Origin of the sequence: Streptococcus agalactiae ATCC 13813, assembly GCF_000186445.1 — a bacterium.
Taxonomy (GTDB): domain Bacteria; phylum Bacillota; class Bacilli; order Lactobacillales; family Streptococcaceae; genus Streptococcus; species Streptococcus agalactiae.
Genome location: NZ_GL636070.1, coordinates 270,938 through 285,983 on the forward strand (window position 1 = coordinate 270,938; position 15,046 = coordinate 285,983).

The 15,046-nt window shown below is 35.3% G+C and carries 14 protein-coding genes and 2 pseudogenes; 13 read left to right on the forward strand and 3 right to left on the reverse strand.

Annotated elements, in window-relative coordinates; genetic code table 11:
• Positions 1-267 precede the first annotated feature (267 nt).
• Positions 268-1,386 (forward strand): 5-methyltetrahydropteroyltriglutamate--homocysteine S-methyltransferase, encoded by a 1,119-nt coding sequence (locus HMPREF9171_RS111630; protein ID WP_000239720.1) that lies wholly within the window; start codon positions 268-270, stop codon positions 1,384-1,386.
• A 65-nt stretch (positions 1,387-1,451) separates the two neighbouring features.
• On the opposite strand, the gene HMPREF9171_RS111625 is transcribed toward HMPREF9171_RS111630, so the two are convergent.
• Positions 1,452-2,207 carry a MurR/RpiR family transcriptional regulator gene (locus HMPREF9171_RS111625; protein ID WP_000213557.1) on the reverse strand — a complete coding sequence of 252 codons (756 nt, stop codon included), beginning with the start codon at positions 2,205-2,207 and terminating at the stop codon, positions 1,452-1,454.
• A gap of 114 nt (positions 2,208-2,321) precedes the next feature.
• Here HMPREF9171_RS111625 and pfkB point away from each other — a divergent pair, with 114 nt between their 5' ends.
• Genes pfkB through HMPREF9171_RS111610 form a run of 3 tightly spaced genes read left to right on the forward strand, consistent with a single transcriptional unit; the run spans position 2,322 to position 5,088 of the window.
• A complete protein-coding gene (gene pfkB, locus HMPREF9171_RS111620; RefSeq protein ID WP_000118168.1) occupies positions 2,322-3,254 on the forward strand; it encodes a 1-phosphofructokinase in 933 nt (310 codons plus the stop codon).
• Complete coding sequence (locus tag HMPREF9171_RS111615; protein ID WP_000262562.1) at positions 3,244-4,638, forward strand: PTS fructose transporter subunit IIC; 1,395 nt, start codon at positions 3,244-3,246, stop codon at positions 4,636-4,638. Before pfkB ends, HMPREF9171_RS111615 begins: the two co-directional genes overlap by 11 nt.
• A gap of 3 nt (positions 4,639-4,641) precedes the next feature.
• A complete protein-coding gene (locus HMPREF9171_RS111610; RefSeq protein ID WP_000565917.1) occupies positions 4,642-5,088 on the forward strand; it encodes a PTS sugar transporter subunit IIA in 447 nt (148 codons plus the stop codon).
• A gap of 156 nt (positions 5,089-5,244) precedes the next feature.
• On the opposite strand, the pseudogene HMPREF9171_RS111605 reads toward HMPREF9171_RS111610, so the two are convergent.
• Together HMPREF9171_RS111605 and HMPREF9171_RS111600 are read right to left on the reverse strand one after the other, a co-directional pair.
• Positions 5,245-5,412 (reverse strand): annotated as a pseudogene (locus HMPREF9171_RS111605) (P-II family nitrogen regulator); the annotation flags it as partial.
• Between the two features lie 130 nt (positions 5,413-5,542).
• Positions 5,543-6,316: a DeoR/GlpR family DNA-binding transcription regulator gene (locus tag HMPREF9171_RS111600; protein WP_000726049.1), complete on the reverse strand. Its 774-nt coding sequence runs from the start codon at positions 6,314-6,316 to the stop codon at positions 5,543-5,545.
• Between the two features lie 444 nt (positions 6,317-6,760).
• Between HMPREF9171_RS111600 and lacA the strand changes: the two genes are divergently transcribed.
• From lacA to HMPREF9171_RS01000000112905, 9 genes and pseudogenes are all read left to right on the forward strand, one after another.
• A complete protein-coding gene (lacA, locus tag HMPREF9171_RS111595) occupies positions 6,761-7,189 on the forward strand; it encodes a galactose-6-phosphate isomerase subunit LacA (protein ID WP_000974604.1) in 429 nt (142 codons plus the stop codon).
• A 34-nt stretch (positions 7,190-7,223) separates the two neighbouring features.
• Entirely contained in the window at positions 7,224-7,739 is a 516-nt protein-coding gene (lacB, locus tag HMPREF9171_RS111590; protein ID WP_000686159.1) for a galactose-6-phosphate isomerase subunit LacB, read from the forward strand.
• A gap of 47 nt (positions 7,740-7,786) precedes the next feature.
• On the forward strand, positions 7,787-8,716 hold the full coding sequence (locus HMPREF9171_RS111585) for a tagatose-6-phosphate kinase (RefSeq protein WP_000604235.1): 930 nt from the start codon (positions 7,787-7,789) through the stop codon (positions 8,714-8,716).
• A 3-nt stretch (positions 8,717-8,719) separates the two neighbouring features.
• A complete protein-coding gene (gene lacD / locus HMPREF9171_RS111580) occupies positions 8,720-9,703 on the forward strand; it encodes a tagatose-bisphosphate aldolase (RefSeq protein WP_000156583.1) in 984 nt (327 codons plus the stop codon).
• A 23-nt stretch (positions 9,704-9,726) separates the two neighbouring features.
• Positions 9,727-10,044: a PTS lactose/cellobiose transporter subunit IIA gene (locus HMPREF9171_RS111575; protein ID WP_001078303.1), complete on the forward strand. Its 318-nt coding sequence runs from the start codon at positions 9,727-9,729 to the stop codon at positions 10,042-10,044.
• The gene (locus HMPREF9171_RS111570; RefSeq protein ID WP_001013687.1) at positions 10,044-11,741 is read left to right on the forward strand and encodes a lactose-specific PTS transporter subunit EIIC; all 1,698 of its coding nucleotides are present in this window, start codon (positions 10,044-10,046) and stop codon (positions 11,739-11,741) included. The genes HMPREF9171_RS111575 and HMPREF9171_RS111570 overlap by 1 nt, the downstream gene beginning before the upstream one ends.
• Positions 11,742-11,813: 72 nt before the next feature.
• A complete protein-coding gene (gene lacG, locus HMPREF9171_RS111565) occupies positions 11,814-13,220 on the forward strand; it encodes a 6-phospho-beta-galactosidase (RefSeq protein WP_000169292.1) in 1,407 nt (468 codons plus the stop codon).
• Between the two features lie 91 nt (positions 13,221-13,311).
• Entirely contained in the window at positions 13,312-14,208 is an 897-nt protein-coding gene (locus tag HMPREF9171_RS111560; RefSeq protein WP_000234210.1) for an aldose 1-epimerase family protein, read from the forward strand.
• A gap of 374 nt (positions 14,209-14,582) precedes the next feature.
• A pseudogene (locus tag HMPREF9171_RS01000000112905) lies at positions 14,583-14,802 on the forward strand (helix-turn-helix domain-containing protein).
• The last annotated feature ends 244 nt before the right edge of the window (positions 14,803-15,046 follow it).

Genomic DNA, 15,046 nt, shown 5'->3' on the forward strand with positions numbered 1-15,046 from the left:
AGACATTATCTTGATGAGTACGAAGGATTAGCTAGAAGATTGGAGATGTTTGTGAGCTTGTTAAATAAAGGAAATACACTTGAGAGAGAAAATCGGGATGATATTTCTTTGGTATGATTCATTTTTTAAGGAATAAATTCATACCATAGGTCGTTATCCTAGTTAAAAAGATATAACCAATAACTATATCAAATCATTAGAAATATATAATTTACTCTTATAGTATTGTTTGGTAAACTATTTAAAAATTTATATGAGGTGATGTCTATGGTTAAGAAGTATTTTGAGCATGTTGGTTCCTTTTTACGTCCTGAAGAATTAAAGGTAGCGAGACAACAATTTGATAATGGTGATATTTCCAAGGAAGCATTAAAAGAAGTTGAAGATAAAGCTATTATAGAGTTGGTGAATAAACAGGTTGCGGCAGGTCTTGATAAAATTACTGATGGTGAATTTCGTCGTTCCTACTGGCATTTAGATAATTTTTGGGGATTCAATGGTGTATCACATGAGCATTTTGGTCGTGGTTACCTATTTCACGATGAAGAAACTCGAGATGATACCGCTGTTTTGCGTGGGACATTAGGGTTTACAAAAGAAAAACATCCTTTTATCTCTCATTTTGAGTTTTACAAGAAAATAGCCGATGATAAAGGAGTTGAAGCCAAAATTACCATTCCAGCTCCAGCACAATTTTTGGCGGAATTGGAACGAGGTAAGAATGCCAATTCTATCGGTGATTTTTATCAAGATAGAGGCTCATTTTTAACGGATATAGCGAGAGTTTACAGGGAAGAAATTTTAACACTTTACGAAGCTGGTGCTAGAACAATTCAACTGGATGATTGTACATGGGGCATGTTAATTGATGAAGATTACTGGCAAACAAGACAAAGAGAAGGATTGAGTAAGCAAGATGTTATTGAAGATTACCTTTTTGTTAATAACAATGCTATCAAAGATCTACCAAATGATTTGATGATCAATACACATGTATGTAGAGGAAATTACCATTCAACATATGCTTCTAAAGGGCCATATGATGATGTTGCGGAAGCCTTCTTTGCTCGAGAAAATGCAGAGACTTATTTCTTGGAATTTGATGATGAACGTTCTGGGGGTTTTGAGCCATTAAGTCACTTACCAAAGGAAAAAGTTGCAGTTTTAGGACTTATTACTTCAAAAAATGGAAAATTGGAGGAAAAAGAAGCTGTTATCAAACGAATCCAAGAAGCTAAAAAGTATCTGCCACTAGAAAACTTATGGCTATCAACGCAATGTGGATTTGCATCAACTGAAGAAGGTAATATCCTAACTGAGGAAGATCAATGGAAGAAACTAGCTTTAGTGAAAGAAATCATTGATGACGTTTGGAAAGAAGATTAAGTCCACTTCAATAAAAATTTTAAAACACCTGTGCAGGAGCGTAGGTGTTTTAGAATGGTTAGCATTTACGCTTTCATATTTACTGCTAGAGTATCTAAAAGTAGCCTCATAATAATATAAAGTGGCAATCTTGAATGGACCTCGAAATCAGGGAAATAGGTTAATTCTGTCTTAAACCCATATAATTGATAAGCCGTTAGCTTTCCGAGATTTCCAGCTTGATTGGAACTAATTAAAACACTGGGTATCAGTCGTTCTTGACAGTTGCTAGCAGCATTTTGTAAAGAGTGCGTTTCACCATTTAGTGAAATAAAGATGACACACGTTTTTGTATCTAAACGTTTACTAATGGTACGAATGATATTGGGATCGGTATAGAGTTCAGTATAGATGCCTAAGAGCAACAATTTAGTTTGCATTTCTGTTCCCAATAATTCTGAAAAACCACGTGCAAAAATGATGACTTTTTCTGTATCTAGTAAGAGATCCACCACGTTATTGAGAGTTTTTAAATCTAGCATATTCAATGTTCGAGTGACTTCCTGGTAACTTTTTAAAATTGAAATCTTAGTTTCGTCATTCAATAGAGGTTCTGTTAGGATATTTAATTCATCCTGAGCATTATTGGCCATACTGTGTTTAAAATCTACAAAGCCACGATACCCCTTTTTTTGAAGCGTTCTGGTAATAGTAGCGGTAGAAACACTGATAATCTCTCCGACTTCGGAAATATTGAGGTTGATAATTTCTTGAAAATGCTCATTTAAATAATCCCAAGTGTAAGTCTCGGTTTGTGTTAGTTGTTTTTTTGATGTCGTCATATATTCTCCGAAAGTAATGTAAAGCATTTCAATATTGCTTGAATATCAGAAAACCCTTACAAGCTATTTGTGTTATTTTAATGATAATAAAAAAAATAAAAGAGTGGTGATTTTATGTCGGTCTATACTTGCACAATGAATCTTGCGATAGATATGTTTATTCAGACAGAAGATATGGAGGATAAAAAAGTTAATAGGACCATCTATGATGAGTTACAAGCAAATGGTAAAGGGGTTAACGTTTCAATTATTTTAAAAAAACTCGGTATTGATAGTACACCTTTAGGATTTAAAGCTGGTTTTACAGGTGATTTTATCGAAGATGAGTTAAAAAAACAAGCTATTTTGGCAAATTTTGTCAAAGTAGATGGAACGACTAGGATAAATGTATTCACTCAGGTCATGTCGAAAAATCAGGAATTCAAATTGGTTAACAAGGGACCGATTATATCAAAAGAATCCCAGGAAGAGCTATTAAAGCAATTTGAATCCTTAAACCAAGATGACTTCTTGATTGTATCAGGAAGCTTGCCAAGGGGGATCTCCACAGAAATTTTTTTAAAAATTGGCCAAATTTGCCAAAAAAGAGGGATAAATCTCATTTATGATATCAGCGATTCAAAACTAATTGAGTGTTTAGTATTTAAACCATATTTAATTAAGCCAAATGACGAAGAAATATCAGAATGGTTTCAACTAGAAAATCCTTCATTAAATGATTTAGTCGAAAAAGGAAAATTACTTCAGGAAAAAGGAGCGAAAAATGTTCTCATTTCATTGGGGGGAGAAGGCTGTTTACTCATAAGTGACTCGGTCTATTTTGCAAACGCACCAAGCGGAACAGTTGTTAACACAGCTTGTGCGGGAGATACACTTTTGGGAACATTTCTTGCCAATAAATTGAAAGGACACTCCGAAGTGGAATGTCTTGCTCAAGCAGTAGCAGCAGGCTCATCAACGGCCTTTCGACCAGGACTTACAGATTTTACTGATGTTGAATTATTAAAAAAACAAATCAAAATTAAGGAGATTACAGATGGTTTATAAAATTATAGCAGCAACAGGCTGTCCAACAGGTATTGCTCACACGTACATGGCTCAAGAAGCTCTTGAACAGGCTGCCAAAGATAAGAATGTCTCAATCAAAGTTGAGACGCACGGTCAAATTGGTGTGGAAAATCAACTGACACAAGAAGAAATTGCGAATGCAGATGCCGTTATTATAGCAGCAGATAAGGATGTTCAAGCAGAACGCTTTGCTGGTAAAAGAGTTATCAATGTATCTGTAGGAGAAGGTATCAAAAATGCTGAAAAACTAGTGCAAGATGCAATAGATGGCAAAGGTTTTATTCAAAAAGGCGATATTAAAGAAGATGTTGTTGAAGAAAAGCAAGAACATCGTGAAAATTTCGGTCGTCAAATTTATAAACATTTGATGAATGGTGTTTCTCACATGTTACCTTTTGTGGTAGCTGGTGGAGTGCTTGTCGCTGTATCTTTCTTGTTTGGTATTTTTTCATTTGACCCTAAAAGTGACCAATATAACTGGTTTGCGGCTATGCTAAAAAATGATATCGGTGGTGTTGCAATGGGAATGATGACACCTGTTTTGGCGGCTTTTATTGCTGAATCTATTGCTAAAAGACCAGGTTTTGTTGCCGGTCTAGTAGCTGGTCTCATGGCAGCGAATGGAGGATCGGGTTTCTTAGGAGGTATTTTAGGCGGTTTTGCAGCGGGGTATATCGTTCTTGGTTTAATTAAACTTCTTAAGGGTCTCCCTAAATCACTAGATGGTTTGAAAGCAATCTTTTTATATCCCGTTATAGGAGTTTTTCTAACCGGATGTTTTATGGCACTGATAAATGCACCAATGGCTTGGGTTAATGAATCCATGATGTCATGGTTAGCAGGTTTTGAAAATGCGAATCCTCTCCTTCTTGGAATTATTATTGGTTGCATGAGTGCTTTTGACATGGGTGGACCTATCAATAAGGCTGCCTACGTAACAGGTACTGTTCTTCTTGGTCAAGGTAACACAACATTTATGGCAGGTGTATCAGCTGCTTGTATCGTACCACCACTGACAACATTCTTTGCAACTTTGTTCTTCCGTAAATATTACAGCGAAGAAGATAAAAACGCTGGTCTTGCTAACTTGATTCTTGGATCAACTCATATAACTGAAGGGGCTATTCCATTTGCTGCTAAAGATCCATTACGTAATCTCCCTATCTTAATGATTGGCTCTTCAATTGGAGCTGTACTTACATATCTTTGGAAAGTTCAAGTCCCTGCGCCACACGGTGGCTTCTTGGTACTGCCTGTTGTGACACACGCAGCTCTATGGGTCTTAGCAATTTTTATCGGGGCGGTTATATCCGGTCTCCTTATGGGACTTTTACAAAAGTCTAAAATAAATAAAGGGGTTTAAAGAATGATTGATAAAAATTTAATTCGGGTGGATGTTGATATGCCACTAAAAAAAGATGTGTTCGCTTATCTTGCAGGTCTTGTTGTCGAAAACGATTATGCAGATGATACTGATCAAGTCTATAAAAGTTTGTTATCTCGTGAAGAAGAAGGAACAACAGGCATGATGGATGGATTTGCTATTCCACATGCTAAAAGTCAAGCGGTCATAAAACCAGGTATTGCTGTTTTAAAACTAAAAAATGGAGTTGAGTGGGAGTCTATGGACGGTAAACTCATTGATTCTGTTATAGCCTTATTTATTCCAGAGACAGAAGTTGGTTCAACTCATCTGACTTATCTCTCAAAAATTGCTAGAATTCTTATGAAAAATGACTTTAAAAATGATTTTAAAGAAGCACATGAGATCGAAGAAATTGAGACAGTCTTTAATAAGTACTTAGAGCTTTAAACATGTATTAAACGCTATAAAACCCCTCTGCAAATAGACTGATGACGTCAAGAATTAAAATCAAAGTTTAATTCTTGATGTCCATCGTCACAGAGGGATTTTTAATGTAAATAGTAATAATTTTTGAATAGCCTTTAAGTATTTACCTTAATGATGTTACAAAGCCTCATCTCTATTTTGTCCAGTTCGAATTCTAATAGCATCTTCAATTGGAATAATAAAAATTTTACTATCTCCAATTTCTCCAGTTTGAACTGCCGAAATGATAGCTTCAACTACAGTATCAACACGAGAATCACTCACGATTATTACTACTTTGACTTTTGCTAAGAATGTTCGTTATTACGTTAGAAAAAACTAACATAAATAAGGTGTACTAAAAAATTCGATAGAAAAAGACACTCCTTAATAATAAATTAAGAAGTATCTAGATTATCCTTTTTGAAAGCTATTATTACTTATCAGCAATAATTATTTTAGAAAATTTCTCATACTTTTCTATCATTTCAGTTGTCACATTTTTATCAGTCACAATTAAATCCATTCGTTCTAGCTGGTAGAAGTTATAGAAATCATAACTTTCAAACTTGGTACTATCAACTAGAAGGATTTTCTCAACAGCATTATTCAAGGCAACTCTTTGAACCTCTCCTTCGAGGTCACTGTAGGTAGCAATCGAATTATTATAAACAGCATTTGCACTGACAAAAGCTTTTGAAAATGTTAATGATTCTAGGTTATTAATTGCAATAGCCCCAACAAAAGCACCAGTAATTTCACGACACTCACCACCAATTAAAATCAAGTCAATAGTAGTGCTCGGATGTAAAATCAGAAAAACAGGAAGGCTATTTGTAATAACTCTTATATTTCTATTTTTCAATTCGACAGCTAGATGCTCTAAAGTTGTTCCTGGACCTATAAAGACAGTTTCACCATCTTTAATAATATCGTTAGCTCTTTGTGCGATTTGTTTCTTTTCGTTAGTTTGTAAGACTTTCTTTTCGGTGTGCGTTTTCTCGTGGCCTTCGTCATTTGTTGAAGGGTTATCTAAGTATTGAGCTCCACCATGAGTCCTGATAAGTAATCCTTCATCTGCTAATGTATCAAGATCTCGCCTAGCGGTCATATCTGAGACGTTCATTTCATCGATAATATCTTTTACTTTTATAAAACCGTCAACTTTTAAGATATCGAGAATTTTTTCATGACGTTCTTTCTTCTTCATTCTTACCTCCTATCAGTTTCTTATAATATAACTATTAAAGGTATCATAACATAATAACAACCAAAAAATCAAACAAAACAAACAAAAATATTTTTAAAAAGGAGACTAACAAAACATAAAAATGTTTTATATGAAACGTTTACTAAAAAATAAGAAATAATGATTTAATACTGATTAATAGAATAGTTATTGTTGTTAAAGGTTTATGAAAGTTGTGAAAACACACAAAACATCATTTTTGAGACATAAAACCAAACAAAATAAACATATACCGTTTATTTTTTCAAAAAATAAACATAAAAGTGTTGACTTTTATGTTGGTTAGGTGTATTATAAGGTCATAGAAATAATGTAAGCGTTATTTCAAAAGATTTTGCAAATCGTTAATTAACTATCTACGTAGGTTTTCCACATTTACTTATTCTAAATCATAGGAGAAATAAAATGGCAATTATTATCGGTGCTGACAAAGCAGGTACAGAACTTAAAGATGTTATCAAAGATTACCTTAAAGAAGGTAAATACGAAGTCATTGATGTCAGTGAAAATGAAGTTCGTGACTTCGTTGATACAACTCTCGCTGTCGCAAAAGAAGTTAATGCATCCGAAGATAACTTGGGTATTGTAATTGATGCGTATGGTGTTGGTTCTTTCATGGTGGCTACTAAAATTAAAGGAATGGTGGCAGCTGAAGTATCAGATGAGCGCTCAGCATACATGACAAGAGGTCACAATAACTCTCGAATCATTACGCTTGGTTCTGAAATTAGTGCACCAGGAATTGCAAAAAACATTGTCAAAGGCTTTGTTGAAGGTGAATATGATGGTGGACGTCATCAAGTTCGTGTCGACATGCTTAATAAAATGTGCTAATTGATTGAAATAGGTTAAAACAAGGAGAACAAAAATGAAAATTGCTGTAGGTTGTGACCATATTGTTACTTATGAAAAAATCGCTGTTGTTGATTATTTGAAATCACAAGGTCATGAAATCATTGATTGCGGTACATACGATAATGTCCGCACACACTATCCAATTTTTGGTAAAAAAGTTGGTGAAGCAGTAGCAAGTGGTGAAGCAGAACTAGGTGTTGTTATCTGTGGTACTGGTGTTGGTATTACAAATGCCGTAAATAAAGTTCCTGGAATTCGTTCAGCACTCGTCAGAGACATGACATCTGCTATCTACTCAAAAGAAGAACTTAACGCAAACGTTATTGGTTTTGGTGGAAAAATTATCGGTGGTTTGCTGATGAATGATATTATCGATGCTTTCTTAGCTGCTGAATACAAACCAACTGAAGAAAATAAAAAATTGATTGAAAAAATTGATAGCTTACAACATGCTAGTCAGGATCAAAATAACCCACACTTCTTTGATGAATTCTTAGAAAAATGGGACCGTGGTGAATATCACGACTAATATTTGAATATACTAATATAGGGATAAATATAGAAAAAGGAGCTATTGTGATTTTAACAGTTACTTTAAATCCAGCTATTGATGTCTCCTACCCTTTGGATGAGCTACAATTCGATACCGTAAATCGAGTTGTAGATGTTACAAAGACACCTGGTGGTAAAGGCTTAAATGTTTCCCGAGTTCTTAATGAATTCGGTGAAACAGTCAAAGCTACTGGTTGTATAGGTGGAGAAAGCGGTGATTTTATCATTAATCATCTTCCTGATTCGATTTTAAGTCGCTTCTATAAAATTTCAGGCGATACCAGAACTTGTATAGCTTTATTACACGAAGGTAATCAAACTGAGATTTTAGAAAAAGGACCGATGTTAAGTGTAGATGAAATTGATGGATTTACTAATCATTTTAAATATTTATTGAATGATGTTGACGTAGTGACAATGTCAGGTAGTCTTCCTGCGGGAATGCCAGATGATTACTATCAGAAATTGATTACTATTGCCAACCTTAATGGAAAGAAAACGGTTCTGGATTGTTCTGGAAATGCTCTAGAAGCAGTATTGAAAGGTGATAGTAAACCAACAGTTATCAAACCTAATCTTGAAGAACTTTCTCAACTTCTAGGTAAAGAAATGACAAATGATTTTGAATCCTTAAAAGAAGTCTTACAAGATGAACTATTTGAAGGAATTGAATGGATAATCGTTTCTCTTGGTGCTAATGGTGTATTTGCAAAACACAAGGATACGTTTTATAAAGTTGACATCCCTAAAATCGAAATTGTAAGCGCTGTAGGTTCTGGTGATTCTACAGTAGCAGGTATCGCTTCGGGTTTAGCGAATGATGAAGATGATCGAGCTTTATTAACAAAAGCAAATGTCTTAGGTATGTTAAATGCGCAAGAAAAAACAACTGGGCATGTTAACATGGAAAATTACGATAAGTTATATCAATCTATTAAAGTCAAAGAGGTATAAAAAATGACAATTACTTTAACTGAAAACAAACGTAAAAGCATGGAAAAACTAAGTGTAGATGGTGTTATTTCTGCCTTAGCCTTCGACCAACGTGGAGCTCTCAAACGTATGATGGCCCAACATCAAACAGAAGAACCAACAGTAGAACAAATTGAAGAGCTTAAAAGTTTAGTTTCTGAAGAACTTACACCATTTGCATCATCAATTTTACTTGATCCTGAATATGGCTTGCCAGCAAGTCGTGTTCGTTCAGAAGAAGCAGGCTTGTTGTTGGCATATGAAAAAACAGGATACGATGCAACAACAACTAGTCGCTTACCTGATTGTTTAGATGTTTGGTCTGCGAAACGTATTAAAGAAGCTGGTGCAGAAGCAGTTAAATTCCTTCTTTACTATGATGTTGATGGAGATAAAGATGTCAATGAGCAGAAAAAAGCTTACATTGAACGTATTGGTTCTGAATGCCAAGCAGAAGATATTCCATTCTACCTAGAAATTCTAACTTATGATGAGAAAATCTCTGACAATGCTAGTCCTGAGTTTGCAAAAGTTAAAGCTCATAAAGTTAACGAAGCAATGAAAGTATTCTCAGAAGAACGCTTTGGTGTTGACGTGTTGAAAGTTGAAGTTCCAGTAAACATGAAATTTGTAGAAGGCTTTGCAGAAGGTGAAGTTCTCTTTACAAAAGAAGAAGCAGCTCAAGCTTTCCGTGATCAAGAAGCTTCTACTGATTTACCATACATTTACTTGAGTGCAGGTGTTTCAGCCAAGTTGTTCCAAGATACTTTGGAATTTGCAGCAGAATCAGGCGCAAAATTTAATGGTGTATTGTGTGGACGTGCTACTTGGGCAGGATCTGTAAAAGTCTATATTGAAGAAGGACCTGAAGCAGCTCGTGAATGGCTGCGTACAGAAGGTTTCAAAAATATTGAGGAATTAAACAAAGTACTAGATAAAACTGCAAGTCCTTGGACTGAAAAAATTTAACATTATTTTCGGAGGAAACTACAATGAATAGAGAAGAAACTACTCTTTTAGGTTTTGAAATCGTAGCCTATGCTGGTGATGCCCGTTCTAAATTCCTAGAAGCTCTTAAAGCAGCGCAAGAAGGGAATTATGCTAAAGCAGAAGAATTAATCGCAGCAGGTAGTGAATGCTTGAACGATGCTCATAATGCTCAAACAAGTCTACTACAAAAAGAAGCTGCGGGAGAAGATTTGGCATATAGTGTTACTCTCATGCATGGTCAAGATCATTTAATGACTACCATTTTATTGCAAGATTTAATGAAACACATGATTGAACTTTATAAGAGAGGAGCAAAATAATGAATGGATTAATTGCTCAGATTGAGAAAGGGAAACCTTTCTTCGAGAAAATTTCTCGAAATATCTATCTTCGTGCTATTCGTGATGGTTTTATCGCTGGTATGCCAGTCATCTTGTTCTCAAGTATCTTTATTTTGATTGCCTATGTTCCAAACGCATGGGGCTTCCATTGGAGTAAAGATATTGAGAATCTTTTGATGACACCATACAATTACTCAATGGGTATTTTAGGTTTGTTTGTGGCTGGTACGACTGCGAAAGCATTAACTGATTCAATGAACCGCTCATTGCCTAGCACGAACCAAATCAACTTTATTTCAACCATGCTTGCTGCTATTGTAGGTTTTCTACTAATGGCCGCTAATCCAGCAAAAGACGGTGGTTTCTTAACTGGATTTATGGGAACAAAAGGTTTGTTGACAGCCTTCATCGCAGCATTTATTACCGTAAATGTCTATAAAGTCTGTGTGAAAAACAATGTCACTATTCGCATGCCTGAAGAGGTTCCACCTAATATTTCTCAAGTATTTAAGGACTTGATTCCATTTACGTTATCAGTTGTACTGCTTTATGTGATTGAATTGATTGTTCATACTACATTAGGCGTTAACGTTGCGGAATCGATTGGTAAACTTCTTGCACCATTGTTCCAAGCAGCAGATGGTTATGTTGGAATCACTATTATCTTCGGTGCATTTGCTTTCTTCTGGTTTGTTGGTATCCACGGTCCTTCTATTGTTGAACCAGCCATTGCAGCGATTACTTACGCAAATGCTGAAACCAACCTTCAATTACTTCAAGCTGGTGAACATGCGGACAAGATCTTGACTTCAGGGACTCAAATGTTCATCGTTACCATGGGTGGTACTGGTGCAACTCTCGTCGTTCCATTCATGTTCATGTGGTTAACAAAATCAAAACGTAACAAAGCCATTGGACGTGCATCTGTTGTTCCAACATTCTTCGGTGTTAACGAACCTATCTTATTCGGTGCTCCACTTGTTTTGAACCCAATTTTCTTTATTCCATTTATCTTGGCACCAATTGTCAATGTATGGATTTTCAAATTCTTTATTGACACACTTGGAATGAACAGTTTTACTGCAAACTTGCCTTGGACAACACCAGCACCATTAGGTCTTATTCTTGGGACAAACTTCCAAGTGCTAGCATTCATTTTGGCAACTTTGTTAATCGTTGTTGATGTCATTATCTATTACCCATTCTTGAAAGTATACGATGAGCAAATTCTTGCTGAAGAAGCAGCAGGTACGAATTCATCAGATGCGCTCAAAGAAAAAGTAGCAGCAAACTTTGATACTAAGAAAGCTGATGCTATTCTTGAAAAATCAGCAGCTAAAGAAACTAAAGAAATCACTGATCAAACTAATGTTCTCGTTCTTTGTGCCGGTGGTGGTACTAGTGGACTACTAGCAAATGCTTTGAATAAAGCAGCTAAAGAATATGGTGTACCTGTCACTGCAGCAGCAGGAAGTTATGGTGCTCACCGTGAGATTTTATCACAATATCAACTTGTTATCCTTGCACCTCAAGTAGCTTCTAACTATGAAGATATGAAAGTGGAAACTGATAAACTTGATATTAAATTAGCTAAAACAGAAGGGGCTCAATACATCAAATTGACTCGCGATGGTCAAGGTGCATTGGACTTCGTTAAAGAACAAATGGAAAAATAATATTTCGCAAGGGAAGGTTGGGGGGACTCAATCTTCCTTTATAGTGAAATGAAAATTTAGAAGAGGTATATCATGACTAAAACATTACCTAAAGATTTTATTTTTGGTGGTGCTACAGCTGCTTACCAAGCTGAAGGAGCTACCCACACAGATGGCAAAGGACCAGTAGCTTGGGATAAATACTTAGAAGACAACTATTGGTACACTGCTGAACCAGCAAGTGATTTTTATAATCGTTACCCTGTTGATTTGAAACTAAGTGAAGAATTTGGTGTCAACGGCATCCGTATCTCTATTGCCTGGTCTCGTATTTTTCCAACAGGAAAAGGAGAAGTTAATCCTAAAGGGGTAGAATATTACCACAATCTCTTTGCAGAGTGTCATAAGCGTCATGTTGAGCCTTTTGTTACACTTCACCATTTTGATACACCAGAAGCTCTCCACTCGGATGGTGATTTCCTCAATCGTGAGAACATTGAACATTTTGTAAATTATGCAGAATTCTGTTTTAAAGAATTCTCAGAAGTTAACTATTGGACAACATTTAACGAAATTGGGCCTATTGGTGATGGCCAATACTTGGTTGGTAAATTCCCTCCAGGTATTCAATATGATCTTGCTAAAGTTTTCCAATCACACCATAACATGATGGTTTCTCATGCTCGTGCCGTGAAACTCTTTAAAGACGGTGGCTATTCAGGTGAAATCGGTGTTGTCCATGCTCTTCCAACTAAGTATCCATTTGATGCTAACAATCCTGACGATGTTAGAGCGGCTGAACTTGAAGATATTATTCATAATAAATTTATTCTTGATGCAACTTATCTTGGTAAGTATTCAGATAAAACAATGGAAGGTGTTAACCATATCCTTGAGGTGAATGGTGGTGAACTTGATCTTCGTGAAGAAGATTTTGTAGCACTGGATGCTGCAAAAGATTTAAATGATTTCCTTGGTATTAACTACTATATGAGTGATTGGATGCAAGCTTTTGATGGTGAGACTGAAATTATTCATAATGGTAAAGGGGAAAAGGGAAGTTCTAAATATCAAATCAAAGGTGTTGGTCGCCGAGAAGCACCAGTTGATGTTCCAAAAACGGACTGGGACTGGATTATCTTCCCACAAGGTCTATATGATCAAATCATGCGTGTCAAAGCCGATTACCCTAACTACAAGAAAATTTATATCACAGAAAATGGTCTTGGTTACAAAGATGAGTTTGTAGATAATACAGTCTATGATGATGGTCGTATCGATTATGTAAAAAAACACTTAGAAGTTATTTGTGATGCCATTGCAGATGGTGCAAATGTTAAAGGATACTTCATGTGGTCATTAATGGATGTCTTCTCATGGTCAAATGGCTATGAAAAACGTTACGGTCTCTTCTATGTCGATTTTGAAACTCAAGAGCGTTATCCTAAGAAGAGTGCCTACTGGTATAAAAAAGTAGCAGAAACTCAAGTGATTGAATAATTTTATAAATACTTCTTTAATACATTTTTACACAAAATAAGAGTGTTGGTGAGCGCACTAACGCTCTTGTTTTGTTTATAGGGAGAATAAAATGGTAATTGAATTAACAAATGAAGAGTTAACAGTACAATTTAAAGAATTTGGTGGCGCACTTTCTTCTATTAAAGACAGTGACGGGATAGAATATTTATGGCAAGGTAATCCAGAATACTGGAGCGGACAAGCTCCTGTCCTCTTTCCGATTTGTGGTAGTTTAAGAAATGATATTGGCTTTTTCAAAAATGAAGATGGATCTTTTCATAAAGGACAAATTCCTCGTCATGGTTTAGTCCGAAAAGAAAACTTTACTTTTGAACAAATCTCAGAAAATAGTGTTTCATTTACAATCACACCAAATGAAAACATGTTGGAAAATTTTCCTTATCAGTTTGAATTAAAAATTATCTACACTTTGAATGACAACACAATTCGAACAGAGTATCAAGTGACAAATCACGAAGATAATAAAAAAATGCCTTTCTTTATTGGTGGCCACCCTGGATTTAATTGCCCACTATTTGATGGTGAACAGTATGAAGATTACTATCTGGAGTTTGAAAAAGAGGAGACCTGTGAAGTTCCTAAAGCATTTCCTGAAACAGGCTTGTTAGATGTGCAGAACCGTACTGCTTTCCTAAACCAACAAAAAACTATCGATTTAGACTATTCGCTTTTTGATTATGATGCTATTACCTTAGATGATATTCAATCAAGAAGTGTATCACTTCGTTCAAAAAAACACGATAAAGGATTGACATTAGATTTCTCTGATTTTCCGAATTTAATTCTCTGGTCAACAATAAATAAAAGTTCGTTTATTGCCTTAGAACCATGGAGTGGTCTATCGACATCATTGGAAGAAAACGACACGGTGGAGGATAAGCGATTAGTAAGTTTTGTTAATCCTGGAGAAACAGCAGTGAAATGTTTTGATATTACAATATTATAGTTGATAATTATGAAGAGTTTTTAATTCAAAAGGCAGTATTGTCTTTTGAATTATTTTATAGAGAGGGTGTTTGATTCATGTTAATGTCAGTATTATGTTTGGATGATAGTCTAAAAGCTATTCTAGTTAATCACGTTTGTAAATCCACAATTAAGAAGATATGTTGAGTATTATTTTTTTGTTATAAATAATCTGAAAATTTATGTTAATTCAGTTTTATGCAACAATATACTAACCTCTTCTTCATTTGATTTACTGGAAAATAGTTGTGATTTTAATTTAAAAGTTTACAAATTAATCACCACTGTCCAAATAGGACAATTTCAAAGAATACGTCTAAAAGTATCCTATACTTTTTCATAGGAGAAAGCTAGATGTACCAACGTATAAGAGATTTGAGAGAGGATAATGACCTAACTCAAAAGAAGTTGCTACTATTCTTTCCTTTACTCATTCTGCTTATGCGAAAATAGAAAGGGGGGAAGAATATTGTCTGCAGAAGTCTTAATAAAAATTTCAAATATTTATGGTGTTAATATTGATTATCTATTAGGACTTACAGATTTTCCTTATAGGTATCCATCAAAAAAATAGTCTCTCCTTGATTTGTTCATTGACAATTGAATAAACCGAGGTGGGACTTTCTTATTTGTCGAGCATTTTAGTTTGATTCGCAGGGATAGGAGCGATAACAATCAGCTATAAAATAGAATGGTCCTCTATCTGCCATGACTACAAATAAGGACAATGATACTTCTGACCGTTCAGGCTGCCAGCGTAAAAGGACAGCGAGTGAAATACCCATGAGTGATTTAACCAGTCATACCCACTGAGGAAT

Excerpts from the sequence above, each read along its gene's own strand:
- HMPREF9171_RS111600 (WP_000726049.1), bottom strand. The coding sequence starts at position 6,316 with ATGAAGAAGAAAGAACGTCATGAAAAAATTCTCGATATCTTAAAAGTT.
- pfkB (WP_000118168.1), top strand. The coding sequence starts at position 2,322 with ATGTCGGTCTATACTTGCACAATGAATCTTGCGATAGATATGTTTATT.
- HMPREF9171_RS111560 (WP_000234210.1), top strand. The coding sequence starts at position 13,312 with ATGGTAATTGAATTAACAAATGAAGAGTTAACAGTACAATTTAAAGAA.
- HMPREF9171_RS111625 (WP_000213557.1), bottom strand. The coding sequence starts at position 2,207 with ATGACGACATCAAAAAAACAACTAACACAAACCGAGACTTACACTTGG.
- lacD (WP_000156583.1), top strand. The coding sequence starts at position 8,720 with ATGACAATTACTTTAACTGAAAACAAACGTAAAAGCATGGAAAAACTA.
- lacG (WP_000169292.1), top strand. The coding sequence starts at position 11,814 with ATGACTAAAACATTACCTAAAGATTTTATTTTTGGTGGTGCTACAGCT.
- HMPREF9171_RS111575 (WP_001078303.1), top strand. The coding sequence starts at position 9,727 with ATGAATAGAGAAGAAACTACTCTTTTAGGTTTTGAAATCGTAGCCTAT.
- HMPREF9171_RS111570 (WP_001013687.1), top strand. The coding sequence starts at position 10,044 with ATGAATGGATTAATTGCTCAGATTGAGAAAGGGAAACCTTTCTTCGAG.
- HMPREF9171_RS111615 (WP_000262562.1), top strand. The coding sequence starts at position 3,244 with ATGGTTTATAAAATTATAGCAGCAACAGGCTGTCCAACAGGTATTGCT.
- HMPREF9171_RS111630 (WP_000239720.1), top strand. The coding sequence starts at position 268 with ATGGTTAAGAAGTATTTTGAGCATGTTGGTTCCTTTTTACGTCCTGAA.
- lacA (WP_000974604.1), top strand. The coding sequence starts at position 6,761 with ATGGCAATTATTATCGGTGCTGACAAAGCAGGTACAGAACTTAAAGAT.
- lacB (WP_000686159.1), top strand. The coding sequence starts at position 7,224 with ATGAAAATTGCTGTAGGTTGTGACCATATTGTTACTTATGAAAAAATC.
- HMPREF9171_RS111610 (WP_000565917.1), top strand. The coding sequence starts at position 4,642 with ATGATTGATAAAAATTTAATTCGGGTGGATGTTGATATGCCACTAAAA.